The organism is Dolichospermum heterosporum TAC447, from assembly GCF_024584745.1.
In the GTDB taxonomy this organism is placed as follows: domain Bacteria; phylum Cyanobacteriota; class Cyanobacteriia; order Cyanobacteriales; family Nostocaceae; genus Dolichospermum; species Dolichospermum heterosporum.
In genome coordinates, this window is record NZ_CP099464.1 from 2,693,229 (window position 1) to 2,717,904 (window position 24,676).

General features: G+C 38.5%; 24 protein-coding genes and 3 pseudogenes. 13 read left to right on the forward strand and 14 right to left on the reverse strand.

The window, feature by feature from the left end; translation table 11 throughout:
* Positions 1-86 precede the first annotated feature (86 nt).
* Positions 87-458 (reverse strand): zinc ribbon domain-containing protein, encoded by a 372-nt coding sequence (locus tag NG743_RS12155; protein ID WP_027403056.1) that lies wholly within the window; start codon positions 456-458, stop codon positions 87-89.
* 308 nt (positions 459-766) lie between these two features.
* Between NG743_RS12155 and NG743_RS12160 the strand changes: the two genes are divergently transcribed.
* Positions 767-1,300 carry a hypothetical protein gene (locus NG743_RS12160; RefSeq protein ID WP_027403057.1) on the forward strand — a complete coding sequence of 178 codons (534 nt, stop codon included), beginning with the start codon at positions 767-769 and terminating at the stop codon, positions 1,298-1,300.
* 127 nt (positions 1,301-1,427) lie between these two features.
* Here the strand turns inward: NG743_RS12160 and NG743_RS12165 are convergent, their stop codons facing one another.
* From NG743_RS12165 to NG743_RS12180, 4 genes are all read right to left on the reverse strand, one after another.
* Positions 1,428-2,438, reverse strand: a complete 1,011-nt coding sequence (locus tag NG743_RS12165) for a DsbA family protein (protein WP_228043649.1) — start codon at positions 2,436-2,438, stop codon at positions 1,428-1,430.
* Between the two features lie 89 nt (positions 2,439-2,527).
* Complete coding sequence (locus NG743_RS12170) at positions 2,528-2,953, reverse strand: DUF6691 family protein (protein WP_027403059.1); 426 nt, start codon at positions 2,951-2,953, stop codon at positions 2,528-2,530.
* A gap of 170 nt (positions 2,954-3,123) precedes the next feature.
* Positions 3,124-3,471: a YeeE/YedE family protein gene (locus NG743_RS12175; protein WP_152608799.1), complete on the reverse strand. Its 348-nt coding sequence runs from the start codon at positions 3,469-3,471 to the stop codon at positions 3,124-3,126.
* 45 nt (positions 3,472-3,516) lie between these two features.
* Positions 3,517-4,404 carry an alpha/beta fold hydrolase gene (locus NG743_RS12180; protein ID WP_027403060.1) on the reverse strand — a complete coding sequence of 296 codons (888 nt, stop codon included), beginning with the start codon at positions 4,402-4,404 and terminating at the stop codon, positions 3,517-3,519.
* 152 nt (positions 4,405-4,556) lie between these two features.
* On the opposite strand from NG743_RS12180, the gene NG743_RS12185 reads away from it, so the two are divergent.
* From NG743_RS12185 to NG743_RS12220, 8 genes are all read left to right on the forward strand, one after another.
* The gene (locus tag NG743_RS12185) at positions 4,557-4,868 is read left to right on the forward strand and encodes a carbon dioxide-concentrating mechanism protein CcmK (RefSeq protein WP_027403061.1); all 312 of its coding nucleotides are present in this window, start codon (positions 4,557-4,559) and stop codon (positions 4,866-4,868) included.
* Positions 4,869-4,955: 87 nt separating this feature from the next.
* Entirely contained in the window at positions 4,956-5,303 is a 348-nt protein-coding gene (locus tag NG743_RS12190) for a carbon dioxide-concentrating mechanism protein CcmK (protein ID WP_027403062.1), read from the forward strand.
* Positions 5,304-5,745: 442 nt separating this feature from the next.
* A complete protein-coding gene (locus NG743_RS12195; RefSeq protein WP_051424364.1) occupies positions 5,746-6,918 on the forward strand; it encodes a HetZ-related protein 2 in 1,173 nt (390 codons plus the stop codon).
* Positions 6,919-7,796: 878 nt separating this feature from the next.
* Positions 7,797-8,480: a Crp/Fnr family transcriptional regulator gene (locus tag NG743_RS12200; RefSeq protein ID WP_027403063.1), complete on the forward strand. Its 684-nt coding sequence runs from the start codon at positions 7,797-7,799 to the stop codon at positions 8,478-8,480.
* Between the two features lie 111 nt (positions 8,481-8,591).
* The gene (locus NG743_RS12205; protein ID WP_027403064.1) at positions 8,592-9,512 is read left to right on the forward strand and encodes a class I SAM-dependent methyltransferase; all 921 of its coding nucleotides are present in this window, start codon (positions 8,592-8,594) and stop codon (positions 9,510-9,512) included.
* Positions 9,505-10,473, forward strand: a complete 969-nt coding sequence (locus NG743_RS12210) for a PrsW family intramembrane metalloprotease (protein WP_027403065.1) — start codon at positions 9,505-9,507, stop codon at positions 10,471-10,473. The genes NG743_RS12205 and NG743_RS12210 overlap by 8 nt, the downstream gene beginning before the upstream one ends.
* A gap of 20 nt (positions 10,474-10,493) precedes the next feature.
* Entirely contained in the window at positions 10,494-10,724 is a 231-nt protein-coding gene (locus tag NG743_RS12215) for a type II toxin-antitoxin system VapB family antitoxin (RefSeq protein ID WP_027403066.1), read from the forward strand.
* Positions 10,721-11,149, forward strand: a complete 429-nt coding sequence (locus NG743_RS12220; protein ID WP_168465443.1) for a type II toxin-antitoxin system VapC family toxin — start codon at positions 10,721-10,723, stop codon at positions 11,147-11,149. Before NG743_RS12215 ends, NG743_RS12220 begins: the two co-directional genes overlap by 4 nt.
* Before the next feature lie 584 nt (positions 11,150-11,733).
* On the opposite strand, the gene NG743_RS26885 is transcribed toward NG743_RS12220, so the two are convergent.
* On the reverse strand, positions 11,734-12,207 hold the full coding sequence (locus NG743_RS26885; RefSeq protein WP_442548599.1) for a 6-carboxytetrahydropterin synthase: 474 nt from the start codon (positions 12,205-12,207) through the stop codon (positions 11,734-11,736).
* A 33-nt stretch (positions 12,208-12,240) separates the two neighbouring features.
* Positions 12,241-13,002, reverse strand: a pseudogene (locus tag NG743_RS26890) (6-carboxytetrahydropterin synthase); the annotation flags it as partial.
* A gap of 223 nt (positions 13,003-13,225) precedes the next feature.
* Here NG743_RS26890 and NG743_RS12230 point away from each other — a divergent pair.
* Positions 13,226-14,020, forward strand: a complete 795-nt coding sequence (locus NG743_RS12230) for a TrmH family RNA methyltransferase (protein WP_193962093.1) — start codon at positions 13,226-13,228, stop codon at positions 14,018-14,020.
* Between the two features lie 121 nt (positions 14,021-14,141).
* On the opposite strand, the gene NG743_RS12235 is transcribed toward NG743_RS12230, so the two are convergent.
* Positions 14,142-14,357: a hypothetical protein gene (locus tag NG743_RS12235; protein WP_027403070.1), complete on the reverse strand. Its 216-nt coding sequence runs from the start codon at positions 14,355-14,357 to the stop codon at positions 14,142-14,144.
* 74 nt (positions 14,358-14,431) lie between these two features.
* Between NG743_RS12235 and NG743_RS12240 the strand changes: the two genes are divergently transcribed.
* On the forward strand, positions 14,432-15,007 hold the full coding sequence (locus NG743_RS12240) for a thermonuclease family protein (protein ID WP_027403071.1): 576 nt from the start codon (positions 14,432-14,434) through the stop codon (positions 15,005-15,007).
* Positions 15,008-15,316: 309 nt separating this feature from the next.
* Here the strand turns inward: NG743_RS12240 and NG743_RS12245 are convergent, their stop codons facing one another.
* From NG743_RS12245 to NG743_RS12265, 5 genes and pseudogenes are all read right to left on the reverse strand, one after another.
* On the reverse strand, positions 15,317-16,792 hold the full coding sequence (locus NG743_RS12245; RefSeq protein ID WP_257122048.1) for an ABC transporter permease subunit: 1,476 nt from the start codon (positions 16,790-16,792) through the stop codon (positions 15,317-15,319).
* Positions 16,793-17,790: 998 nt separating this feature from the next.
* Positions 17,791-18,096: a barstar family protein gene (locus tag NG743_RS12250; RefSeq protein WP_257122049.1), complete on the reverse strand. Its 306-nt coding sequence runs from the start codon at positions 18,094-18,096 to the stop codon at positions 17,791-17,793.
* A 92-nt stretch (positions 18,097-18,188) separates the two neighbouring features.
* On the reverse strand, positions 18,189-20,321 hold the full coding sequence (locus NG743_RS12255) for a helix-hairpin-helix domain-containing protein (RefSeq protein WP_257122050.1): 2,133 nt from the start codon (positions 20,319-20,321) through the stop codon (positions 18,189-18,191).
* A gap of 92 nt (positions 20,322-20,413) precedes the next feature.
* Complete coding sequence (locus NG743_RS12260) at positions 20,414-21,076, reverse strand: PP2C family serine/threonine-protein phosphatase (protein WP_193962314.1); 663 nt, start codon at positions 21,074-21,076, stop codon at positions 20,414-20,416.
* A gap of 242 nt (positions 21,077-21,318) precedes the next feature.
* A pseudogene (locus NG743_RS12265) lies at positions 21,319-21,969 on the reverse strand (vWA domain-containing protein).
* Between the two features lie 219 nt (positions 21,970-22,188).
* Here NG743_RS12265 and NG743_RS12270 point away from each other — a divergent pair.
* Positions 22,189-23,367, forward strand: a complete 1,179-nt coding sequence (locus NG743_RS12270) for a class I SAM-dependent methyltransferase (RefSeq protein ID WP_257122149.1) — start codon at positions 22,189-22,191, stop codon at positions 23,365-23,367.
* A 160-nt stretch (positions 23,368-23,527) separates the two neighbouring features.
* On the opposite strand, the pseudogene NG743_RS12275 reads toward NG743_RS12270, so the two are convergent.
* Positions 23,528-23,638, reverse strand: a pseudogene (locus tag NG743_RS12275) (Uma2 family endonuclease); the annotation flags it as partial.
* A gap of 491 nt (positions 23,639-24,129) precedes the next feature.
* Between NG743_RS12275 and NG743_RS12280 the strand changes: the two are divergent.
* Positions 24,130-24,615 (forward strand): ATP synthase subunit I, encoded by a 486-nt coding sequence (locus NG743_RS12280; protein WP_027403077.1) that lies wholly within the window; start codon positions 24,130-24,132, stop codon positions 24,613-24,615.
* Positions 24,616-24,676: the final 61 nt, after the last annotated feature.

Genomic DNA, 24,676 nt, shown 5'->3' on the forward strand with positions numbered 1-24,676 from the left:
AAAAGGCAAGAGGGTTTGGGCGGTTTTACGTTTCTTTACACAGTTTGGTTTTATTGTGTTCACCTACTTAGCTAATACCATGAGAATCAAGCATTAAACAAGGTTATTAATAAGCAAACTAATAACAAAGCTAGTATTAATAACAGAGTTTGATGGCGTTTTATCCAATTATTAACCCTGATACTCAAGCTATAATGAGAATTTTGCTTTTGCAATTCTAATGTACTTTCTTCCATATTTTGATAGAGAAGACAATCTTGAGCATAGGGATATTGGGGAAAATTACAGGTATGATCAAAATGATAACTACAACTGTCGCATAAATAATCATTTCCTTGAGCGTGGTGCAAGGGAATACCAGGATGTCCGTAAGCTTTCAGCAATAAGCGACACTGAGGACAAGTAATTGCTTGACTATCAATAATTTGATGACAACGAGGACAAGGTATAGTAGCCAAAACAGAAAAAGGATAGATAAGTAAACATCTTAATTTTACCTATTATCTGGACTAATAGAGCAGGAGTCAGGAGTCAAGAGTAAAACTGGCTTAGTGTCTAAGTAGGTTGGCGTTGAAAATTGTCGTTATGGCAAGGCAAGAGGCAAGAGTGAAGAAGCTTTGGGCGATTTTACATTTCTTTACACAGTTTAGTTTTATTGTGTTCACCTACTTAGTCAATTTTTCCAAGAAATTGGGAATTTGAGATTTTGTTGTCACTTCCAGACGTATAATTAAATAATGACGACGTAATTGGAGTTCATAAAGTAATGCTTAAAAAAAATCTCTCTAACTTAATACAAGAAGAAACCACAAAATTTACACCCCTACAAGGTGAACCTGTAATTGAGGTTTCGGCTGAAGCAGTATTGGAAACTCAAGTACAAACGGATAATAATTCTGTCATTTCCATCAATAATCAATTAGAACTAGAAGCCAGTATTAAAGAATTGCAAAAAACAGTTTCTACATTAAAACAAAAAGAATCTACTTTAATCAAACAAATTAGTGATTTACAAACAGCTTTTTCAGAAAAAGAAGCATTGGTAGAACGTTTAACAAGGGAACTTTACGAGACAAAACAAACCGCATTACAATTAGCAGATTCTAACTCTCAGTTGCTAGAAGAAATCAAGGTTTTAAAACAACCTACTCCACCATCTTATCCACAACTGAGCCAACAAGGTAGTCAAATTTCCAAATCTATCCAATACAAAAAATCTCATAGATCAATAGAAAGACTGCAAGAAAAGCCCAATCAAGATAGTGCGGATTTTTCCCAAAATACTTGGTTATATGACTAAAGTGAGAATAATACGGGACTTACGCAACTGGCACATTGGTAGGGTGCGTCAGATACCAACAATCTGTTTATTTACAGGATTTATCCAGTCTGACACACCCTACAACTAGAGATAAATTTTTACAGATCTAGCACCACGATGCTTCTCCAGGTACATTGTAAATTAATTCCCGAATATTAGATTCCATAACCCGATAGCCCACATTTCCGTTGAGACGTTGTCGTCCTTCATTAAAAATCATTGTCGGGCTAACAGTCACGTTATAATCTTTCACTTCTTGAAAATCTCTCGACAGTTCGGCATAGGCTGCACCACTATCAATTTCTTCTTGAATCTGACTGATAGGAAATTCTAAAGCTTCGGCAATTGACCACTGTACCTTTCGATTGGAAATATCCTGTAAATCCTGAAAAAAAGCTTGACGTAAACCAGCAATAGCTCTTTCGCAACAACTTTGTGTTCCTTTGCTTTCCACTAACCCTTTGCTTTCTAGTAAATGAATAGCTTTGAGGAATAAATGACTTGAGGTGGAGGAATGGGGAGTGACATTTTTCCAAACTTCTGGATGTACACTGAGGTGATTAAATCTTGCTACTACTTCTTGAACGTGGTGACTATAACCGGCTAATCCACCGCGATCGCGCCAACGGTTTTCTAGTTTGTGACGGGCATCTCCAAATACGGAAACAAAGTGATAATTAATCACTATTTGGTGTTTAAAAGTAGATTTCAATTCATCAATCCGAATTTGAGCAATATATGCCCAAATACAAAGAATATCAATAAAATAAGTAATCTGAATTGGTTCGGTAATAGCTTGTGGGGCTGCTTCAGTTATTAATTCTCCTGGTAAGGTTGATATTCCCAGTAAATCGAGTTGCATCAAAGCCACAAACTGCTTAAAGTTAACTATATGTGTGTCTTGACTGCCGGTAATGGTGGCGATCGCCATACGAATCTGCTCTTCTGACCGTCTACATCCCATTGAGTGGATTACTTCACCTAATTCAGCCACATCTAAAGTTTTGCTGTTATCTACATCAAATTGTTCAAAAACTCTTTTCCAGAAAGAGATTTTTTCTTCAGGGATTAAATTAATCAATAATTGCAGATTTTCTGTATTTAGCGGTAAACTCATTGATTTATTTTCCTAAATGTTATGTACTGCAATATTTGTTGAAAATTTTTCATCAACTTATTACTAATTGGTTAACTATTAAGGTTTGACTATTGATTAAAATCTCTATAAAACTTATAAGTTAAAGAACCTATAATTAAGCCAATTAAAAACAATACAGGGTTGAAAATGCCTAATACTAAAGCAGTAATTCCCGGTCCGGGACAATAGCCAGAAATTCCCCAACCAATACCAAAAATTGCTGACCCTACAACTAAAGATGAATCAATATTTTTCTGAGTAGGTAAATAAAATTTATCGTCTAATAACGGATGAGGAAGTTTTAATACAAAGCGAAAGGAGATTAAAGTTACAGTAACAGCACCTCCTAAGACGAACAACAGTGTCGGGTCCCAAACTCCAGCTAAATCTAAAAAACCAATAACTCGTCCTCGATCTATCATCTGAGAAAACCCTAAACCCAACCCGAATAATAAACCTGAAATAAAAACTGTCAAATACTGTTTAGTATTCATGGATACTTTACTCTTGCATAAAATAGTAAATAAATGTATAAAATTAATAACTAATAAATCAGCTATTATTAACCAAGTTAATTTAACAAGTGACGGACAATAAATACAGTTAAAAAGGCGCTGGAAAGAAAAGTCAAAACAGCTATAAGCGATTCCTACGGAGCGCTTCGCTATCGCATTGACAGGCGACCTAAACCACATACTCCATGTCCACTGGTACAACCGCTTCCCATTCTTGTCCCAAAACCAACAATAAGGCCACCAATAATCATTGTTAAGGGTGCAAACTTGGAAGTAGGAGTCGGTTGGGGTGACAAAACAAATTCATAAATAGCACCACCAGCTAACATTCCTAACAGAAACAACCACCGCCAAGCATCGTTTTTATTAAAACTGATAGCACCATTAACCATACCACTAATTCCAGCTATCCGACCATTAAATGCTAAAAGAATAGTGGCACTGATACCAATGAGGATACCCCCAATTAGACCGTTAATCCAGTTAAATTCAGCCATGATAATTTACTATTTATCCTCTGATAAAACTTATGAATTATGAAATTAATTCCGAAATTCTAATATATGTTGAGCGACAATTTGCGGTTGTTCTAAATGGGGAATATGTCCACAATCCTTAATCCAAATTAGCTTACTTTGGGGAATAGCTTTGGCAAACTTGGGAGCATCCCCAGTTCCTAAAATTTTATCACTATCGCCCCATAAAATTAAAGTTGGTTGCTCAATTTGGGCAAGTTGGGGAAATTTAAAAGCACTATAACCGCCACTTTTGGTAAAGGCAATTAAGGCTTGAGTCCAATTAGGCATTTGTAAGTGTAATTCTCCGCAGGATAAAGCATCCTCAGAGATGAGATTAGGATTCTTGTATGCGGTTCGACAAATACTCTTACGTACCTTGGGATTTCGCAAAAATTCCGTTGCCCAATAGTCCAAAGGTGGGAATATATATTTACTTAATGGGGAATTACCTTTTAATCCCGCACTATCTATTAATACCAGTTGTTTTACTGCTTCTGGATAGGTGAGGGTAAAATCTATAGCCGCAGCACCACCCATTGATGCACCGACCAAAATCACAGGTTGGTTAATCAGGGTTTGCCAAAACGAGTGGAGATGGGTTTTAATGGCGATCGCACTGTAAGCAATCCCCGGTAATCTATCTGTAAAGCCAAATCCCAACAAATCTACAGCCCAAACTGCGTTTTTTTCTGCCAGTAACGGCAAAAGTCGGCGGTATTCTAACACCGAACTATCAAAACCATGAATTAATAAAATTGGTGTACCACCGTGACCCTGTTGGATATAAGTGGTATTAATGGATTCATTAGCTAGAAAAGTGCTAATCGCCTGACTTTGGATATTTTGAGCCAAAGCGATGGATGTTGGTTCTGTGAGTTGACCAACGGCGGCAGGAAGAAAACTTGGAAACATAAATTCCAGTCTACATCAGTGCGTACCACCATGACCAATACCCAGTGATCAATTTAAAAAAGTTAAAAAAGAAAATTTCCGCAAAAATTAAAATAGGTACACAATCCTCGTAAAATAGGAATCGGTTATCCCAAACGTAGGAGATTCAAGCCATGCCAATGGCAGTTGGCGTAATTGAAACATTAGGTTTTCCTGCGGTTTTAGCATCAGCAGACGCAATGGTTAAAGCCGCTGGTGTCACCATTGTCTATTACGGTATCGCCGAAAGTGGTCGTATGATAGTTGCTGTCAGAGGCCACGTTGCGGAAGTGCAAACAGCCGTAGCCGCTGGAATTACCGCTGGTGAAGAAGTTTATGGTGGTGAGGTTATTACCCACTACATTATTCCCAATCCCCCGGAAAATGTGGAAACAATCTTACCTATCCACTTCACTTCCAAATCCGAACCTTTCCGTATTTTCTAAGAGAGTTAGCTATCAAAAATTGAAGTATTCCTTCATAAAAATAATTTGTAGCAACCGATAACTTTATATTCATAACAGGAGATTAAAATGTCACTACAAGCTGTTGGATCATTAGAAACCAAGGGTTTTCCCGCCGTTCTCGCAGCAGCAGACGCAATGGTAAAAGCCGGTCGAGTTACCCTCGTTGGTTATATCAGAGTTGGTAGCGCTCGCTTTACCGTCAATATTCGTGGTGATGTTTCCGAAGTCAAAGCCGCTATGGCAGCCGGTGTGGATGCTGTAGAAAAAGTTTATGGTGGTACTCTCGAATCTTGGGTAATTATTGCTCGTCCCCATGAAAACGTAGAAGCTGTATTGCCAATTGCTTACACAGCAGACGTTCAACAGTATCGAGATTCTGTGGAAAATCCCATCATTGGTGCAGCTAGAGGCTAATTTGTATATTCGGCTGGTAATGGGTAATGGGTAATGGGTAATGGGTAGTGGGTAATGACCGGGAATTTTAGATTTTAGATTACAAAAATTTGGGATAAGTCCCCGTACTTGAGGACGGGAAAATACTCCCTGCGCTGCGTACGCTTCGCTAACGTCAATTCCAAATTTTCAACCTCTACACTGGTTTGGTGGAATCAATCCAAAATCAAGTGACCTCCTATCCCCTCTTTCCCTAACTAGTAGGTCGTCAAATTACCTATTACCTATTACCCATTACCTATTACCCATTACCCATTACCCATTACCGATTACCCATTACCGATTACCCATTACCTATTACCCATTACCTATTACCTATTACCTATTACCTATTACCTATTACCTATTACCTATTACCTGCTACTAAATCGCTAAATCTAATTTCGAGGAGTGCAATATTGCTATGACAAAAGATGGGGAAAATCTAGCTCAATATTGGCAACAGCGACTAAGTACAGAATGTCCAGAACAAAGTCAGACTACTAGAGAAAGTATTCTTAACTGGCTTTTGGGAGTAGATTTAGAAAGGTTTAATTTACTTAACCCAAAAGAACTAGAAATTGCTAAACAAGCAATGGAATATCGGTGGCGAATTCTGCACAAACGTTATTTAGGTATGGGCAGAGAGAAGGCTTATCGTCAACTGATTAGCCGATTGGGTAGTGTAGTGGCAGTCAGAAACAAAATTCAAACTTGGATATCTCTCAGCCGCGATCGCCAACGGAGCGTTATTGATGTCCTGCAAGAAGTCCTCCAAGACCTGATACAAAGTGACTCATATATCCAACAACAAATGACTCACATTGCCGCATTAACAACGGACAAAAGGTTGCGGGACACATTACTATTTGCCAGCATCGAAGAATATTGTTTACGTCCAGTTCGGAATCAACCAATCTTAATATACCGCTTTGTTAACTACCTGCGAAGGATTCAGCGGGGAGGCTTAACACAAGTACCTAGCAGCGAATTAGTGAAACTTGTTTCCGAGGAAATTCTCGCCGAAAACAACGACAATCCAGTGAACTTAGTTGATAATCAGGCGATCGCTCAATATCAAGAAACCCAACGCCTAGAAGAACAAATAGTCAACCGTCAACGCGTACAGGAAAAATTTGAACAATACCTGTTAGAAAATATTGGACAACACGCAGTAGATTGGTTGCGCTTATATTTGCAAGGTACATCCCAAGAAGAAATTGCCAAACAACTCCATAAACCCATCAAAGAAGTATATCGTCTGCGGGAAAAACTCAGTTATCATGCCGTCCGTGTTTTTGCCATCAAAGGTCAACCAGAACTGATTGATAACTGGCTGTCCACCTCCCTAGAAGAACATAATCTAGGGCTAACAGAAACCCAATGGCAACAACTTCCAGAAAAAATCACCCCTCTAGGACAACAAATCCTCAACCTCCGCAAAGCAGGTAACTCCATAGAAACTATAGCCCAACAACTACAACTTAAAAATCATCAAGTTCTAGGTGAATGGACAAAAATTTATCTTGCCGCCCAAACTCTGAGAATTCAGAATTATAGCAGGAGTCAGGATTCAGCACTTCGACAGGCTCAGTGACCAGTCAGGAGTCAGGAGTAAAAACCTCTTGTGGACGGAGTTTCATTATCAATTCATGTCCTAACCACCTTGACGGTTGCTGTTTTTGTAAAAATATTTAAACCTCAAACCCATGAAATAAAGTATAAAAAATAATTTTGTGTTCATAAAAACCTCAGAATTTTTCTAAATAACCCAAGTTGCTAGTTATCTAGTTTAGGCTGGTAATGGATAATTGGTAATAAGTAATTGGTAATGGGTAATTGGTAATAGTCAAAATTTTTACCTCCTGCCCCCTACCCATGCTAGAAAGCCCCTGCCTCTTACCTATTCTCTACTTACCATCCTTCCTTAGATATATTCGTCAGTAACCCAGCCCTAAAGGGACTGGGCTTGCAAGAGTAATCAAGCAAGCCGTACTGACCAGACCACCCTGAGCATAGTCGAAGGGTAGCCGTTATTTGAGTCACGACACCTCGGAATGCGTTCGCGCCAGCGTGCCGTCAGGCATAGCTAGTTCCCCGCTCTGTCGCTTGTGATTAAACAGTTCTAAGGTCACTGGAACAGTGTTGCCAGCCTAACAAGCTCTTATAACTGGTCGAAGCTAACATTACCCCAGAAATGGGAAGCTCTTTGGAGCAAAACATTATGCGTACAGAGTTGGGAAACTTGAATCGGTAATTGTCCCGTTGAAAGTACATCACAAGAGTACCCCGAATTTCCCAACTCCAAGGCGGTAATGAAAAAATATTCAAAGCGGTTAAAACCGCACGAGCGGTCACTGAGCAGTTCGGCAAGCTCACTGTAACACTTGTCGATAGCGGAGCGTGGCGTAAGCCATAGTGTCGTTTCCCTCTCAGGTCTGAAGACACTGAGTTTCCCACTTAGCGCGAGGTCTTATGAAAAAAGATATTGTTATTGATACTTTTCCACTCCTAAGTACATCCAGTCTAGAAACCAGAGAATGGCTGCTGAATATAGCAACTGAACATGATTACCCATCAGGCCGGGCTGTTTTAATGGAAGATGCCTGGGGTAATGCAGTTTACTTTATTGTTTCCGGTTGGGTGAAAGTTCGCCGCACCCATGGAGAAGAATCTTTCACCATAGCAATTTTAGGACCCGGTGATTTCTTCGGAGAAATGGCTGTTTTAGATGAATCCCCCAGGTCAACGGACGTTGTTTCCCTTTCCAAAGTAAAACTACTAAGTGTTTCTAGAGAGAGTTTTCTGCAAATCCTGTTTCAAGACTCACATTTACATCATAGAATGCTGCAACTGATGGTAGGCAGAATTCGTCAAATTAATCTGCGGTTACAAATGCGTTTGTCACCACCTGCGGTTAAACTTGCCCATATCTTAGTCAGTTTAACCGATAGTTATAGTCAAGAATCAGAACAAGTCCAGAAAATTTTTAACATTCCCCTGAAAGATTTGGCAGAGGTGACAGAAATCAGCTTAGAAGAAACAACCAAAATCATGGAAAAACTCGCTGAAAAGGAATGGATTAAAATTGATACTGCTAACAACACCATTAATTTGATTAACTATACACAACTCGCGGTTTTAGCCAGCAAGATCTAATCTTTCGGCAGAGTAAAAATACTTGAGAAAATACTAAATTTAGCCAGATATAGCCCCAAATCCAGCCAATATGTCATAAGTTAAAAAGAGTGTTCCAGAGAAAATTGATTTATGACTACTACCATCAAGACCGAACCTGATTTAGCATCCCGTTTCGTTAATAGCATCTTAGCCATTAAACCCGTAGCTAATCTTGCTAAACACCGAGCTAGACAAATGATGATTAAACGGGCTGAAAAAATTGGTGTATTTTGGACAAAGGAAGTAGAGAAACTGCAAACCCGTGATTGGGGAAGCGATTTAGCGCAAGTCCAAAATCCGCAGCTAAACTACCCAGATTACTACGTCACCTCATTCCACGCCTATGAAACCGGAAATCTCAGTTGGCAAGCTGCTTTTGAAGTAGAATCTGCGGCTCATGCTGTCCACTCTAGGATTTGGCAGAAACCGGAAAATCAAGGTGACGCAAAACTTCGCCAAAGCTTTCATGATATCCTCAAAAATTCTATTTCTGAGCAGCCACAAGATGTTATAGACTTAGGGTGTAGCGTCGGCATAAGTACCTTTGCCCTACAGGCAGTTTATCCCCACGCCAAAATTACTGGTTTAGACTTATCCCCTTACTTCTTAGCTGTGGCTAACTATCGTAGCCAAGAACGTCAAACCCAAATTAACTGGGTACATAGTCAAGCAGAATCTACAGGCATAGCAGATGCTTCCTTTGATTTAGCTTCGATTTTTTTGATGTGTCATGAATTACCTCAATCAGCAACTCACCAGATTTTTGCTGAAGCTAGACGTATTTTGCGTCCTGGTGGACACCTAGCAATTATGGACATGAATCCCAAATCGGAAATTTACAAAAAAATGCCAACTTATATTTTGACGTTGCTTAAAAGTACCGAACCTTATTTAGATGAATATTTCAGTTTGGATATTGAACAAGCCTTAATTGGGGCAGGTTTCCAAGCTCCTTCTATTACTAGCAATAGTCCTCGTCACCGTACTATCATTGCTCAGGTGAGTGGCTAATTTATATTTAGTGTTGTGGGCAGTTATCCCCCCCCTGCTGTTTTTGTGGTTTTATTACCGCAGAACTCCTGCTGCCCCACCTTGGTTCAATTTATGGGTTTTGTTCATTATTGGCGCTATCTCTGGTTTTGCTGCTCTGGGCTTAGAATGGGCTATGGAAAATGTGGCTAACCGGGTTTTAGACTGGCAACAGATCCAGCGTCATTTTTCTGGGGTGGTTTTTCGGCAAATATTAGCGATCGCTCCCATTGAAGAAGGTTGTAAATTAGTAGCAGTTATCCTGCCCATTTCCTATTTACAACGTCAGTATCATCTCCGAGCTACCACAGTTTTTTTATTTACCATAGCCGTAGCTTTAGGTTTCACAGCCGAAGAAACCTGGATTTATTTATCTCACGGCACATCTTCCATTCTCGACCGTAGCATTGGTACACCAGTCCATGCCATGTTTTCTGCTCCTTGGGGATATGCTTTAGCAATATACATTTCTGCCAGTAAAAGGTTTAATCGCCATCGGCATTTAATTTTTGTTGCTTGGTTAAATTCTGTTTTCTTTCATGCTTTAGTCAATATTTTATCTATTTCTGTGAGGTTTTCACGACCCACAAATTTACTCATTTATTGTTTATTTCCTTTACTATTATGGATGTTTTGGCGGTTAGAACAACTACTGCGAAAACTCCAGAAAAAACATCCTTTAGTGTTAATTTCTGGACGAACATCCTCAGCCCGCACCTGGCAAAGGGGTTTAGTATTGTTAATCCTATCAATAGGCGGAAATTCTCTATTTGGATTATTGATTCTCTCCAGAAAAATTAGTCCTTTGCGGTGGGAACTTTGGTTTGATCCGAAAATTTTCTGGTTTATAGTCCAAGAACTATTATTCAATTTTGGGTTAGGACTTTTAGCTTGGTTAATTTATCGCTATTTACGCAGTTTAGCCAGTCGTCGGCATTTATGAAAACAACGGAGAATAAAACAATGACCATTATCACAATAGATGATGAATTAATTAATGAAATTATCGCAGTCAGTCACTATGAAAATGCACAGGAAGCAGTCATAAACATATTATCTAACTACTTGCAGCAACAAAAAAAGGAACTGCCTTTATTTGAGCGATTACGTTTTATAGATGATGAATCTGCCGAAGATGATATCGCCTCATTGTTTGAACGTGATCAAGACACAGGCAGAAATTTTGAACTATGACTTATCTAATTGATACTTGTGTAATGTCTGAGTTTGTTAAAAAAGCTCCCAACCCCCAAGTTAGTCAATGGTTTAATCAGCAACCAATGGAACAGCTATTTTTAAGTAGTATTACCATCGCTGAAATAAAAAAAGGGATTTATAAAATCCAAAACTCACAACCTGAACGATATCAAAAACTAAAAATATGGCTGCAAAAAGTAGAAATTGAATTTTATTCCCGTGTTTTACCGATACATGATGATATTTTAGATAATTGGGCAAAATTTTCTGCAAATGCAGAATTGAAAGGTAAAAAATTAGCCGTAATGGATAGTCTGATTGCCGCAACAGCGCATTATCATAAATTGACTTTAGTTACTCGCAATATTGATGATTTTAAAATGACACCAGTTAAAATTATCAATCCTTACAATCTTGAGTGAATTTTATAATCCTGAAGACGGCTTTTTGCAGTTCGCATAAAATATCCAAATATATTTTTACTAACCAAATAATGATCTGATTAACTAGCTTTGAGTTCCTAGTAACCGTTCACAGGGGGTGAGAATTTATTAAAAAACCTGAAAGCTTTGTCTGTTGGGTTTTTCAGGCAACTTGACATATTAACGAATGGTTCTTAAATTGGCTGGAAAACGATTTGCAAACCGATATAGAGATTTTGCGAATTTCAAATGACCTAAAAAAATCAAATCTATAACGTTTTTCATGCTGTTTTCGTGGAATCTCATATAGAGCGTTTTTTGTACCCCCCGTGAACGGTTACTATTGATACTGTACAATATAGTTCTATAACTTCTTAAAAAAAAAGAATGTTCAGCAAAGGATAATGGCGGTATGAAAATCAAAAATTCCCTTTCTCAAACTCTTACTCTTTGCGCCTCTGCGTGAGACAAATTCATACCTTCATTTAGCAACGCCGAAAAAAGTTTATTTTTTACAAGCTTGTTATCATCATGAATCAAAATAGATCCCCGACTTCTCAAGGAAGTTGAGGATCTGGATAGGTTTAAACTATCGCCAATACTGGTTGACTTACTGCTGTATTAACAGATATGGATTCAGAATCAGCCGTATAGATTTCGCAAGCATTATTGGGACTTTCCACCAGTTTAACTTTGTAAAGAGTTGCACCTAATTCTTGAATAGGCGATCGCAAAGTATTACTAATATAAAGAGCAATATTTTCCGCAGTTGGCACAACTTGATTAAAGAAAGCAACATCCTTATTTAAGAAAGTATGATCAAATGGCTCAATCACGTAATCTGTAATTATCTGATTTAATGCCCCCAAATCAATCACCATCCCCGTAGAGGAGTCAATATCCCCTTTGATAGTTACTTCCAACTGATAATTATGTCCATGTCCATTTACACGGGCGCATTTACCATAAATTTCTGTGTTTTTTGCCAAACTCAAATCAGGGTGTGCCAATCTATGAGCAGAGCTAAAATGAGTGCTAATACTCAAATACCCCTCCATACCCTGACCCGAATAATCTGCCCAAAGCTGATGACTTTCCAACAGTTTAACGTTGGATAGCTTCACTCCCAATCCATCAATGGGCGATTCTAGAAGACTATGAATGTAACGGGAAATATTCTCTGTAGTGGGTACAATATCGGCAAAATAATGAATATCCTCATTTACACAAGAGTGATCAAATATTTTCACCACATAATCTTCCACCACTCGATTTAAAGCAGCTACATCCACAATCATGCCCGTACGGGAGTCTATTTCCCCTTCTACAGTCACCTCTAGATGATAATTATGTCCATGAGTCTGAGTACATCTACCATATTTATCAGCACTGAGGTTGGGTGCTAGACGGTGAGCAGCGCTAAAATGAGTCCTGATGGTTAAATTAGCTTGTTTTCCCTCTCCTTGATAATCTGCCCAAAGTTGAGGATGTTCAAATAACTGGACGCGCACCAAAGGTAAATGGGGTGCTAACCGTTCCCAAATCACTCGCGCAATATTTTCCGTAGTAGGGAGAGTTTGTTGAAATTCTGTCCACACATCGTTGAGATAGGAAAAATCTAGTTGACCGGTAACTTCCTCTTTGATGACGTGCTTCACATCGGACAGGTTTAGTACCATACCATACTCATCTAATTCCCCAATCATAGAGATGAACAAGACATAGTTATGTCCGTGTCCGGGAAATTTCGAGTAAGCACCAAATTTTTCTAAATTCTCGATTTCATTCAGTTCTGGGAACCAATACCGACCAACTGCTGAAAACTGATCGCGGCGATTAACAATACATTGCATGAGTATACTGGGAAGAGAACTTAATATTTCTTAAACTTTGACTATTCACAGCATAAACCAATTTGTTACCTAGCGATCGCTGAATTTTCCGAAAATACTGGGCAATTGAGTCAATACAAGTAACGCTATAATCAGAGATTGAGATTAACGAACGGGTTCAAGTCCGGGGTTCCGCATATCAATTTTGGATTAATCTCAAATCCGAAATTTAAAATCTAAGATTGTGATCACAAGTTTACAAAATTCCTTAGTTAAACAAATCCGCAAGTTGCACTCCACAAAGGAGAGAAATAAGCAACAACTATTTTTATTAGAAGGAACACATTTGCTGGAGGAAGCTTGTGCGGTTTCCTATCCCTTAGATGCGGTATGTTGTACTTCGCAATGGCATGATACACATTACCAACTATGGGAAGTGATTTGTAGTCAGTGCTATCGGGTGGAAATTGTCAGTCCAGAAGTTTTAGCAGCAATGGCTACAACTGTCAATCCTGATGGTATAGTAGCTATCGCTCAAAGAGAAGCACAACCAAGACAAATTCCTTTCACTGGCTTAGTTCTGGCTTTAGAGACTGTCCAAGATCCTGGTAACTTGGGAACTATGATTCGCACAGCCGCAGCCGCAAGTGCATCAGGTTTGTGGTTAAGTGAAGATAGTGTAGATTTAGATAATCCCAAGGTTTTACGAGCTTCTGCTGGACAATGGTTTCGCTTAAACATGGCTGTAAGTGCAGATTTGAAAACCACAGTTCGGCAAAGTCAGCAAGCAGGAATGCAAGTAATAGCTACCTTACCTCATGCCGATTCAACCTATTGGCAAGTAGATTGGCGTAAACCTAGTTTAATATTATTGGGTAACGAAGGGGCAGGATTATCAGCGGATTTAGCCGCATTAGCGGATATCCAGGTGAAAATTCCCCTCAGTCCTGGAGTAGAATCTTTGAATGTAGGGATCACTGCTGCTTTAATGTTATATGAAGCTCAAAGGCAGAAAATTCTGGATAAGCCGAAAACCTGAGTAAATCAAGAGTTTCCGGGTTGAAAAGGTGAATTAGGTGTAAGAAATCAGCTTTGAAACCGTTCATTTATCGGTTGCTTTTCCAGATTTAATATTATTTCTTCCTCCTGACTCCTGATTCCTATTTGTTTTTTTGCTCTAAATACTGTTCAATATCAGCAATTGCATCTTCCCAAGCGGCTAGATCAAAAGTATGAGTATTCTCACTGCTTTCTTGGTTTGTAGAATTACTTGTATCTGATATGGAATGATTTAGAACAATATCTTCTAACTGATTGAGCAATTCCTCAATATCTTGATCAACAGAATTGCTTTGAGAGTCTTTAATAGGTTTCATAATCTTCATAAGAGAATCATGATTGATGTATTTAATGATGAGTTGCAGTGACTAATCCAACCTTCCGTATGAAGATGAATAAATTTGTAAAACAAGGGTTAATTTGGCTGGGTATAGCTACCATTGCCTTAAGTTTAATGGCGTGCGATAACTTGTTTACCCCTCAAGGTACTCTAGTTGAGAGAGTCAGTGATGGTGACACATTAGTGTTGAAAAATGCTGATGGTCAAAAGTTCACAGTGCGGTTTGCTTGTATTGATGCTCCAGAAATACCCCATTCTCAGAAAGAAAAAAAGAGTAAAATTACTAAAGATGTAAATCAGTTTGTTTGGGGGATGAAAGCAAAAATACGGATAGAGGAACTGATCAAGCGAACAGATGATCGTGTACAGTTAAATATCACAGATAGCGATAGCTATGGCAGAAAAATTGCAGAGGTGCGTTTAAAAGATGGCACTTTTTTACAGCAAGTTTTGCTAAGAGAAGGATTGGCTAAAGTATATCGTTCTTATTTAAGTAAATGTCCAAGCAAGGACATAATACAGCAAGTTGAAGCACAAGCGCAACAGCAAAAAATTGGGGTTTGGAGCGATAAAAAATTTGTTGACCCTTGGGATTATCGGAAAATAAAGAGACAAATTAGAGATTAGTGGAATGTAACTCGATTTTGGATTGACTCTACCCTCAAGTGCATAAGTAGGTTAACACAATAAAACCAAACTGTGTAAAGAAACGTAAAATCGCTGAAAACTTCTTTAAGTAGTGAGACAGAATTAATTACACAATGTCATTGCGTTAGCGCAGCGTGGCGTTAGCCATATGGAACGAGGTGAAATGAAGCAATTCCCAGGGTTGTGATTGCTTCCCTTCCCTCGCAATGACTGTAAATATTTTTGTCCAATTACTTACTATTGCCTATTGCCTATTGCCTTGCTATAACGACAATTTTTAACGCCAAGCTACTTACTTGGATTCATCCATATTTCTAATCGACTAAAAAGTTGGGAAGAAATCAGAGTTAAACACAGATAAATTACAGCCACAGCCGCGTAAATTTCAAAAGCGCGATAATTCCCCGCAACAATTAATTGTCCTTTTCTAAATAATTCCTCAAACCCAATTACCGCGACTAGACTAGTATCTTTTAATAGACTAATAAACTCATTCCCTAAAGGGGGAATCATCCGCCGAAATGCTTGGGGAAAAATCACATAAGCCATTGTTTGTACAGAATTTAATCCTAGTGATTTTGCTGCTTCTGATTGTCCAATTTCAATGGATTGAATTCCGCCTCGCACAATTTCCGCAACATAAGCTGCACTATTTAAACTTAAAGCAATTATCCCAGCTAAAAGACGATTTAAAGGGAACGTAAACCCTAACTCTTGAGAAATTGCTGGTAAACCAAAATAAATCATAAATATCTGCACTAATAACGGCGTTCCTCGGAAAAAATCTATATAAACTCTAGCTAAAAACCGCAAAGATTTAATATGAGAAAGGCGAATTATACCAATCAGAGAACCGCTAGTTAAACCACATAAACCTGATATAAATGCTAATTGTAATGTTACCAATACACCCGTTAATAAAGTTGGTAAAGATTGCCATATCACAGTCAGAGAATTAGATATAGCTGATTTTTGATTAATAAATGCTAATGTTTCTGGTAATTTTGGCGGTGCAGATTTAAACCATTTTTGGTAAATTTGCTGATAGTTGCCATTTTTTAAAATCTTGCTTAAACCTAGATTAATTAAAGATAAATAAGGAGAATTTCTAGCAGTTGCAATTCCATAAAATTCTTCAGTTAGTAATTGCTGGATGATTTTGATTCCTTGCAAATTACCTGTATTAATGGCGTACAAACTCGCAGGTGCATCATTAATAACTGCATCAACATTGCCATTTTGTAATTCTTGGAGGGCTAATGGTGCAGAGTCAAAACTGCGAACTTCCGCCCCAATCACACTTTTAGCCTTTTGTGCGCCGGTTGTCCCCATTTGGACAGCAATTTTTTTATTTTGGAGGCTGTTAAAACCTTTGATATTTTGATTATCTGTGCGAATAGCGATCGCCAAACCTGCTTTAAAATAGGGACGAGAAAAAGCTACCGTCTTCGCCCTTTCTGCGGTTATCGTCATCGAACTAATCGCCCCATCTATAGTTTTAGCTTGCAGTGCGGGAATAATGCCATCAAAAGGTAAACTCTGAAATTCTATCTGGAAATTAGCAGCAGTAGCAATTGCTCTCATCAAGTCAATAGAAAAACCTTCTAATTCTCCACCTTGACCTTGAAACTCAAAAGGCGGAAATGTCGGTTCAGTCGCCACTTGGAGAACTTTGTTTGGGCGATAATTCTCACTACAACCAGCTAATAAGCTACAAATTAAGACAATAAGTACACAGAAACGACCTAAACCAAATCTTACCATCTCCCCTCTTTGCATAATCAGCACTTAGAGTAGTTCATTCACAAGACTACAACGAAGTTATAGATTATATGAACTAAAGGAGGATGAAGAAAGTTAAGATATGTATCTTGCCTTGCTATAACGACAATTTTCAACGCCAACCTACTTAAGCCACAAAATAAATGATCCTGTTTTGTCATGCTGAGTGTAGCGTTCGCGGAGCGTGGCGTTAGCCATAGCGAAACGAAGCATATCAAGAGATTCTTCACTACGCTGCGCGAACAGAATGACATTGGGCATTTCTTTTTGTGGAGTTCTCTTAAATTTCCTTTGCCCAAAATCCCCCGATCCAGTAAACTCAGAGATGCTGAGTTACTCCTAATCATGTCCGACTCCCAAGTAAGTGCTGCTGTTGCGAAACTCTACGATACCTACCCTTTCCCCCCCCCGAACCCATCCTGGATGAACCACTACTAGGTTATGACAATGGAAAACCAGCGGGATGAATGTTTTTATGAATAATATAAAATATATTTTCCTCTGAATCATAATTTATAATCATTAAATATTCACAGAAAACCTACAAATAACAATCCTGTACATCCTTAAATCCTGGAAATCCTGATTCTGACAACCACCACAAACAATCTGCAAATAGGAAGCCAGGGAATTAATTCCCTGTCTAAAAGCTCAAGTCGGTTTAAACCGACTATTGGGAATGATGGAATATTAAATTTATCTTCATCAGGTAAAATGTCAATCAAATCCTGTACATCCTAAAATCCTGGTTATCCTGATTCAGACAACCACCACAAACAATCTCCAAATAAGAAGCCAGGGAATAAATTCCCTGTCTAAAAGCTCAAGTCGGTTTAAACCGACTATTGGGAATGATTGAATCTTACATTTATTTTCATCAGGTAAAAAATCAATCAAATCCTGTACATCCTTAAATCCTGGTAATCCTGATTCAGACAACCACAACAAACAATCTCCAAATAGTGAAAAAGTAACTTTACCTATTTGTTAATAACTAAAAACTTGAGAGGAATATTATTAGCTTCCCAGTATTCTTTGGCTGAATTTAAAATATCCAATGCTATTTGGTACTGTGTCGGTTCTGCTTGAGCAAAGATATCAGCATGATCATATAATATAACATATCTTTGAGCCGGACACCATGTTAAATCGGTGATACATTCATCAAAAGCATCCCAGCTAGCGCCGAAGTATGTAGGAAATTCCATTGCTTCAGCAGCTTGTTTTAAAAATGTTTGTTTGCTATTGATTTTTTTACCATCAAGATAAAAAACTTTATGATTCATAGATTTATGGTGAGGAAATAGGTTAGTAAAATTGTCAGAATCAGGATGTCCAGGATTTAATGTCTTGGAGATGAGGATTCATATTAACTATTTTATTGGGGAGACAAATCTTCAATTTTTAATTGCCAACGCGCAATTAATTCTTGTGCTTTTTTATAAACTTTTCTAGAAGTGTCAATTTGTTGTGCTTGAGAAATTGCAGTTTCTAAACCAGCAACCGTACCGATAAAGGCACTGTTTTGAGCTTCCCCCAAAACCAGAAAATCATCAATTTCTGATTGCAAGGAAGGAATGGGCGGAATGTTTCTAGCGATTTCTAATGCTGTATCTGCATTTCGCCTATCCATCTGCTCTTGTGCCAATTTTAGAATATTGCGTCCTAATTCAGCAATCAATTTTTGAGATTTTTGATATAGATAACTATCTTGTTTAATGGAGTCTGCTAATCTTATTGCTTGCAGTAAGCTTTCAATATTAAGATTTTTCGCTAAAGCTTGAGCTTGATAAAGTTTATCGCTATCCTCAGTGGCTGTGACAATAATATTATTTAATTCATCGTATGTTGATTTCTGTGACTCAAATGGCTTGACAGGAATATCTACTAGGTTTAGCTTCACTTTTTGATCAGGATAGTCCACTAGAGACAGAGATATCTTATTCACATCATCCAGTAAAGCTGTGGGGATACTCACCGTACCTGAAAACTCTCGGCTATTGGGAGGTAATTTTGCTGGTAAACCTTCTGTTATAGCACTCAGTGTTCGTCCTTTGTTGTCGGTAATATCCAAAAAACTATACAAGAATCTTACAGAATTAGTACCTTTATTCTGCATATTCACTCTGATTAGTAAATCACCACCAGAGTAGCTAACAGATTCTACACTAAAAGTTACACCATTACTTTCACTAGTAATTGGAAATTTAGAACGGGAAACTCCCCGCTTGAAGTACGCTCCAGCATCCTTAGTATTAATATTACGACCTACCTGAATAAGGTATAGTGTAGTCGGTAGGATTAGTATTACACAATAACTAAGAATAAGACCAAACCACCATGATCTTTTATGTGCCTTTGTCAGATTCTGTGAAGAAAAGTTAGGAGTTAATTGGATAGTGTTATTACCACCAATAGTAAGTTTTTGGCTGTTGAGACTTTTTAGATTCTGTAGAGAGTAGTTGGTAATTGGTTTTGAAGTGGAAGCTGCTTTTCCAGGAAAAATATCAATACCAAGATTTGTAGAGCGATCGCACCAATAACAATTACCAAAAGTTCTACTATAATAATGACTATCTACTCTGCCACAAATAGTTAAATTATCATTTCCTGTTCTTAAAGCCTTCAACCACTCCCTAGCTGTGGGGCGTAAATTGGGATTTTTATGACCATCATTAAAGCATTTAAGAAAACATTCCCGAATTGCTGGATGAACAATTATCATAGGAATTGTTCTCGGTACAGGTTCAATCAAACTATTTGGTGAATACAGCCATAAACCCCGACGGATAATTTCATCAGGTTCTGGAGGTTCCCCCGCACCTGTCCATTTTCCCTGAAAATGATTATTACCACCAAATAATAATTGATAGATAATTACCCCTAACCGGAATCTATCATGTATTTCCGTTTGCTCAATAATATCAAAATCTTTTCCCATTAATTCCGGTGGTGTATAACCTGGTGAACCAACTAAACAGCGATAAACCTTACCATTCTTCGGATTTTTCACCTGAAAAGAATCAGTATCAATAATTGAAGGTAAAGCCCGATTATTCACTAAAATATTTTGTGGTTTAATATCTCCCAAAACATAACCAGCAGCGTGCAGTGCTTCAATAATTGAGACAATATTCAGCGCCGTTGTGTGCAAAAACTGCCAATCAATCTCAAGTTTTAACTGCTTTCGACGCTGGGGATTATAAACATCAATAAGTTCTTTTCCATCTTTAATTTCTGGCATTAAAAAGCCCACAAAATCACCCTGATCATTTTTCAAACCTGACTTAGGCCAAGCAAAAGAAATATGATGAAGATGGGAATTTGGTTCTGTGGGTGGATTTGCTATCATTACCGCTAACTTCTGCACCCGTTCAGGTGTTGGAGAATGGTAAATTTTCGCTAAATAACCATTTTGATTAGTTCGCCAAACTTTCGCTTCACCACTATTAGCAATCTCTTTTAAGAGAGTAATTGATTTTCCCGTACTGGCACAAGTAAGAACTGTCATATAATTTTAATTAGATGGGTTGAAATATATGATATGTCTAAAATCCTAAAATCCGTAGGTTGGGTTGAGGCTTTGCGAAACCCAACAAAATATCATGAATCTCGCAAATATTCCTCCAAAGGTTTAAAAAATGGTGCATGAGGTTTCCAGTCACTCAAGCGAATTGCCACTTTTTCTAATCCATCAGTAGAAGCACAAATAAACTCTTGTTTTCCTGAAATTACCTGTACCTGCATTTCCTCCAGCGCATTAGCTGAAGTCACAAAAGTTGTTTCGTTGAAAAATTCCCCCTTATCTGGTTCAAACAATAATTGATATTCTGCATCTTGCGATCGCACCACCATAAATCCATCCCCAATTTGCATAGCTGCAACCCATTCAGAAGTCGCTATAAAAACTAAAAGAGTACAAGATAAATCATGAACAGAATAATCATTATTCTCTGCTTTTTTGTTTAACGCAGTAATAACATCCTTGACAAATTTAGTAAAAACTTCCTTAGCTTCCATTTCCGAAAGTGGTTGAGAAAAACCTTGTTTATCAGGATATTCATTAATATCAACAAAGCATTTAATTACAGTTTCTACCGCCAATTCAGAACCAAAATGAGAATATTTAGCACTCCCAGCACCATCAGCAACTGCGCCCACAATCACATCATTAAAAATGCGATAATTTCCGCAGTCTTGACAAGGTATTTTTTGCTTTTCATGACTCGTTCCCACAGCAGAACGCGCTATAGCTTTCCAACCCACAATAAATAAATCCTCAAAATCTAATCTTTAAATTTAAGTAATCTGATTTAAGAAAAGTTTTCGGCGAATATAATAGAGCCTACGGCACGCTGGCGCGAACGCTACTACACAAATGAAGTCCACCTATTCCTTCGGTCCGGTAAGGGATACGTGGACTAATGAAAAATCAAGATTTTTAACCCACGAAGGTGGGTTTTGCCTGTGTAGCCGCGATTTATAATCGCCTTTTCAAACTATTCAGATTATGTTGTAATTTGCCCCCATCCCACCGGCGGTAATGCCACAGCTTCCCCTACTTTGCCACTAGAAACCCGTTTCATGGAAGTGGAAAGCCAAACAAATAAAGAGCGAAAATCTAAGCCATTCAGCATTACTGGAGGACGAGGTGCAATTTGTTTAAGTTTGTGCATATCAGCACCCTGAACACCAACAGTAAAAAACAACATTCGGCGCTGTGCTTCTTCTTCCCTCACCCTTTGCGCTGCACCCTTTCAAGCATCTGTAGGCGCACCGTCGGTAATTAAAAATACCCAAGGACGATAATAATGGACACCGTTATCTTTATAAGACTGTTTGCGGGTTTCTAATAAATCCAAAGCATATTCTATAGCTGCACCCATTGGTGTAACATCATCTGCTTCTAGCTTGGGCGGTGTAAAATGGTCTATAGTAACAAAATCTTGCGTCAGTTTCACAGGTCCAAAGGTGACAATAGCAACTTCTACACTTAAAGAAGCTTGAGCATCTTTCATTACATCTTCTTTGAAAGCCGCCAAACCTCTATTTAACTCCTGGATAGGTTCTCCTGACATTGAGCCAGAAGTATCTAGCAAGAGAATTACCGGACAACGATTTTCCGGGTTTTCCACAAATTCAGGCAAACCTACTGGCATTTTTGATACTCCTGATTAATCAAAGTAAGATGCAAAATGTATAAACTAGATTTTACTTATTACTACATAGCTTAACATTAGTGTTATTACGGAATCAATACCCATAGCCATTAACAGTAACGGTTTAGCAATGCTAAACCCCTACGAATAGACAGAATTTATTTTTTGCCCAAAATCCCCCCATCAGCTAAACTCAGAAATGCTGAGTTACTCCTAATCATGTCCGACTCCCAAGTAAGTGCTGCTGTTGCGAAACTCTACGATACCTACCCTTTCCCCCCCGAACCTATCCTCGACGAACCACCACCAGGTTACAATTGGCGTTGGAATTGGTTAGCTGCTTATAGCTTCTGCACAGGTAGAAAACCGCAAAGGCAAGATATCCGCATCTTAGATGCTGGTTGTGGTTCAGGAGTCGGCACAGAATATTTAGTACATCTCAACCCGCAAGCACAGGTAGTGGGAATAGATTTAAGTGCTGGTACATTAGAAGTAGCAAAAAAACGCTGTAAAAGTTCCGGTGCTGACCGTGTGGAATTTCATCACTTAAGTATCTATGATGTGGAACAAATTCCAGGACAGTTTGATTTAATAAATTGTGTTGGGGTACTTCATCATCTACCAGATCCCATTCGTGGTATCCAAGCATTAGCGAAAAAACTCACTCCAGGTGGACTAATGCACATTTTTGTGTATGGAGAACTGGGAAGATGGGAAATACAACTTATGCAAAAGGCGATCGCTCTTCTTCAAGGTAACAAACGCGGTGACTATCGTGATGGCGTTCAAGTCGGAAGAAAAATCTTTGCTTCTCTACCAGAAAATAACCGCATTGTCAAGCGTGAAAAAGAAAGATGGTCAATGGAAAACCAGCGGGATGAATGCTTTGCTGATATGTATGTCCATCCCCAGGAAACAGACTACAATATTGATACATTATTTAAATTCATAGATGCTTCTGAATTAGACTTTGTAGGTTTTTCTAATCCCGGATTTTGGCAACTAGAAAAGCTGCTAGAAAAAGCCCCAGAACTAATTGAAAGAGCCGCCGAACTCACAGAACGTCAACGTTATCGGTTGATAGAATTACTGAATCCCGAAGTCACCCATTACGAATTTTTCCTCAGTCGCCCCCCCCTACCCAAAACCGACTGGTCAGCAGATAACATCTTATTAACTGCAATCCCCGAACTTAACCCCTGCATAGATGGGTTTCCCAGTCAATGTTTATTTAACTATGATTACCAAATTGTTAATTTATCCACAGCCGAATTTGAATTCATGAAAAGCTGCAATGGTAAATCTACCGTAGCAGAGATTTTAACCATAGCGCAGTTTGATTTAGATGGAGTTAGAAGTCTTTTGCAACAACAAATGATTTTACTGACACCCGGTTAAGTACAAAAGGAGGCGTTGCTGAATTGAGGTATGAAATTCCCAAATTGAACCTTTAAAACTCAAACCTCAGTGCGTCTACTCTTCGAGATCACGAAGCGTGATTGCGCCTTTGCGTGAGACTAAAATTCATACCCTTAATCAGCAACGCCCAAAAGGAAAATGGATTCATCTCAACAATCACTCCGTCGTGCAATTCATATCTGACCCCTGTATCTGGATACCATTCACAAAACTCATCAAAGGTCACTGATTTAGGTAAAACTTGAACCATAATCTACCTGCTTTGTATAACACTACTATTTTAGGGATCACCAAAAAATAAATTACCCAATTTTGTGGGATGGGCATCCTGCCTGTGCTTGGTAATTAGCTGGCAATTCGTCCCGCACCACAAGAAACTTTTGGGGATTTTTTTAATTGGAAGTCCCTTACAAAAAAAGGGAACAGGGAACAGAACGTCTCATATTATCTCTTTTGGATATGATGTTTTCATAGCAATATCAAATTTGAGTTCACGGAAAAATGTCATATTTCTGCCATTGTGGCTGAGATTTTAGCCCAAATCGAGCTAGACTTAGACGGAGTAAGACACCTCCTCAAACCACAACTACTCTTACTACCCCCGCTTCATGAAAAAATCAGTAACAAGTGACTCTGTTGCCACTGACAACGAACAACTGACCACTGACAACTGACAAAAATAAGTTAATTGTTTTTTTCTAAAGTAGTGTTACCGGATCGTGATATGATTCAACTGACTGAATGTGCAGTCATCTCATATTAGCTGTACTGGTTTCAAGTCTCGTGAGCTTGTCAGAAGAATCAATTGCACCGACTCAGACAACACAACAAGATGAGAAATCTGGTTTTGCTCAAACAGAACCAGTAAGCTCTTCCATGCAAGAGTTCTATCAACTCTATCAGAAGTTGCTGGTAATCACACTTGTGTTGACGGGGATTATTTTTATCTCTGTGTGGATTTTTTATTCCTTAAACATAGCCCTAAATTATTTGATTGGGGCGTGTACAGGTGTGGTTTACTTAAAAATGCTGGCTAACGATGTCGAGAGACTTGGTGGTGAAAAACAAAGTTTGAGTAAAAATCGTTTTGCTCTGATCACGATACCGATTATATTGGCGAGTCAATGGCATCAGCTACATATTCTGCCTATATTCTTGGGATTTCTCACCTACAAAGCTACCCTCCTCATCTATATGGTGCAAACTGCATTCATTCCTGAAGCTTAAAGGGTGTAGGGGTCTAGCATTGCTAAACCTAAACCTCTACAGACTACAGACAATCCTCCAA

Excerpts from the sequence above, each read along its gene's own strand:
- NG743_RS12255 (WP_257122050.1), bottom strand. The coding sequence starts at position 20,321 with ATGACAGTTCTTACTTGTGCCAGTACGGGAAAATCAATTACTCTCTTA.
- NG743_RS12170 (WP_027403059.1), bottom strand. The coding sequence starts at position 2,953 with ATGAATACTAAACAGTATTTGACAGTTTTTATTTCAGGTTTATTATTC.
- NG743_RS12235 (WP_027403070.1), bottom strand. The coding sequence starts at position 14,357 with ATGAAACCTATTAAAGACTCTCAAAGCAATTCTGTTGATCAAGATATT.
- NG743_RS12220 (WP_168465443.1), top strand. The coding sequence starts at position 10,721 with ATGACTTATCTAATTGATACTTGTGTAATGTCTGAGTTTGTTAAAAAA.
- NG743_RS12240 (WP_027403071.1), top strand. The coding sequence starts at position 14,432 with ATGAATAAATTTGTAAAACAAGGGTTAATTTGGCTGGGTATAGCTACC.
- NG743_RS12195 (WP_051424364.1), top strand. The coding sequence starts at position 5,746 with ATGACAAAAGATGGGGAAAATCTAGCTCAATATTGGCAACAGCGACTA.
- NG743_RS12270 (WP_257122149.1), top strand. The coding sequence starts at position 22,189 with ATGTCCGACTCCCAAGTAAGTGCTGCTGTTGCGAAACTCTACGATACC.
- NG743_RS12200 (WP_027403063.1), top strand. The coding sequence starts at position 7,797 with ATGAAAAAAGATATTGTTATTGATACTTTTCCACTCCTAAGTACATCC.
- NG743_RS12160 (WP_027403057.1), top strand. The coding sequence starts at position 767 with ATGCTTAAAAAAAATCTCTCTAACTTAATACAAGAAGAAACCACAAAA.
- NG743_RS12215 (WP_027403066.1), top strand. The coding sequence starts at position 10,494 with ATGACCATTATCACAATAGATGATGAATTAATTAATGAAATTATCGCA.
- NG743_RS12185 (WP_027403061.1), top strand. The coding sequence starts at position 4,557 with ATGCCAATGGCAGTTGGCGTAATTGAAACATTAGGTTTTCCTGCGGTT.
- NG743_RS12245 (WP_257122048.1), bottom strand. The coding sequence starts at position 16,792 with ATGGTAAGATTTGGTTTAGGTCGTTTCTGTGTACTTATTGTCTTAATT.
- NG743_RS12250 (WP_257122049.1), bottom strand. The coding sequence starts at position 18,096 with ATGAATCATAAAGTTTTTTATCTTGATGGTAAAAAAATCAATAGCAAA.
- NG743_RS12175 (WP_152608799.1), bottom strand. The coding sequence starts at position 3,471 with ATGGCTGAATTTAACTGGATTAACGGTCTAATTGGGGGTATCCTCATT.
- NG743_RS12180 (WP_027403060.1), bottom strand. The coding sequence starts at position 4,404 with ATGTTTCCAAGTTTTCTTCCTGCCGCCGTTGGTCAACTCACAGAACCA.
- NG743_RS12190 (WP_027403062.1), top strand. The coding sequence starts at position 4,956 with ATGTCACTACAAGCTGTTGGATCATTAGAAACCAAGGGTTTTCCCGCC.
- NG743_RS12205 (WP_027403064.1), top strand. The coding sequence starts at position 8,592 with ATGACTACTACCATCAAGACCGAACCTGATTTAGCATCCCGTTTCGTT.
- NG743_RS12280 (WP_027403077.1), top strand. The coding sequence starts at position 24,130 with ATGTGCAGTCATCTCATATTAGCTGTACTGGTTTCAAGTCTCGTGAGC.
- NG743_RS12165 (WP_228043649.1), bottom strand. The coding sequence starts at position 2,438 with ATGAGTTTACCGCTAAATACAGAAAATCTGCAATTATTGATTAATTTA.
- NG743_RS26885 (WP_442548599.1), bottom strand. The coding sequence starts at position 12,207 with ATGGAGGGGTATTTGAGTATTAGCACTCATTTTAGCTCTGCTCATAGA.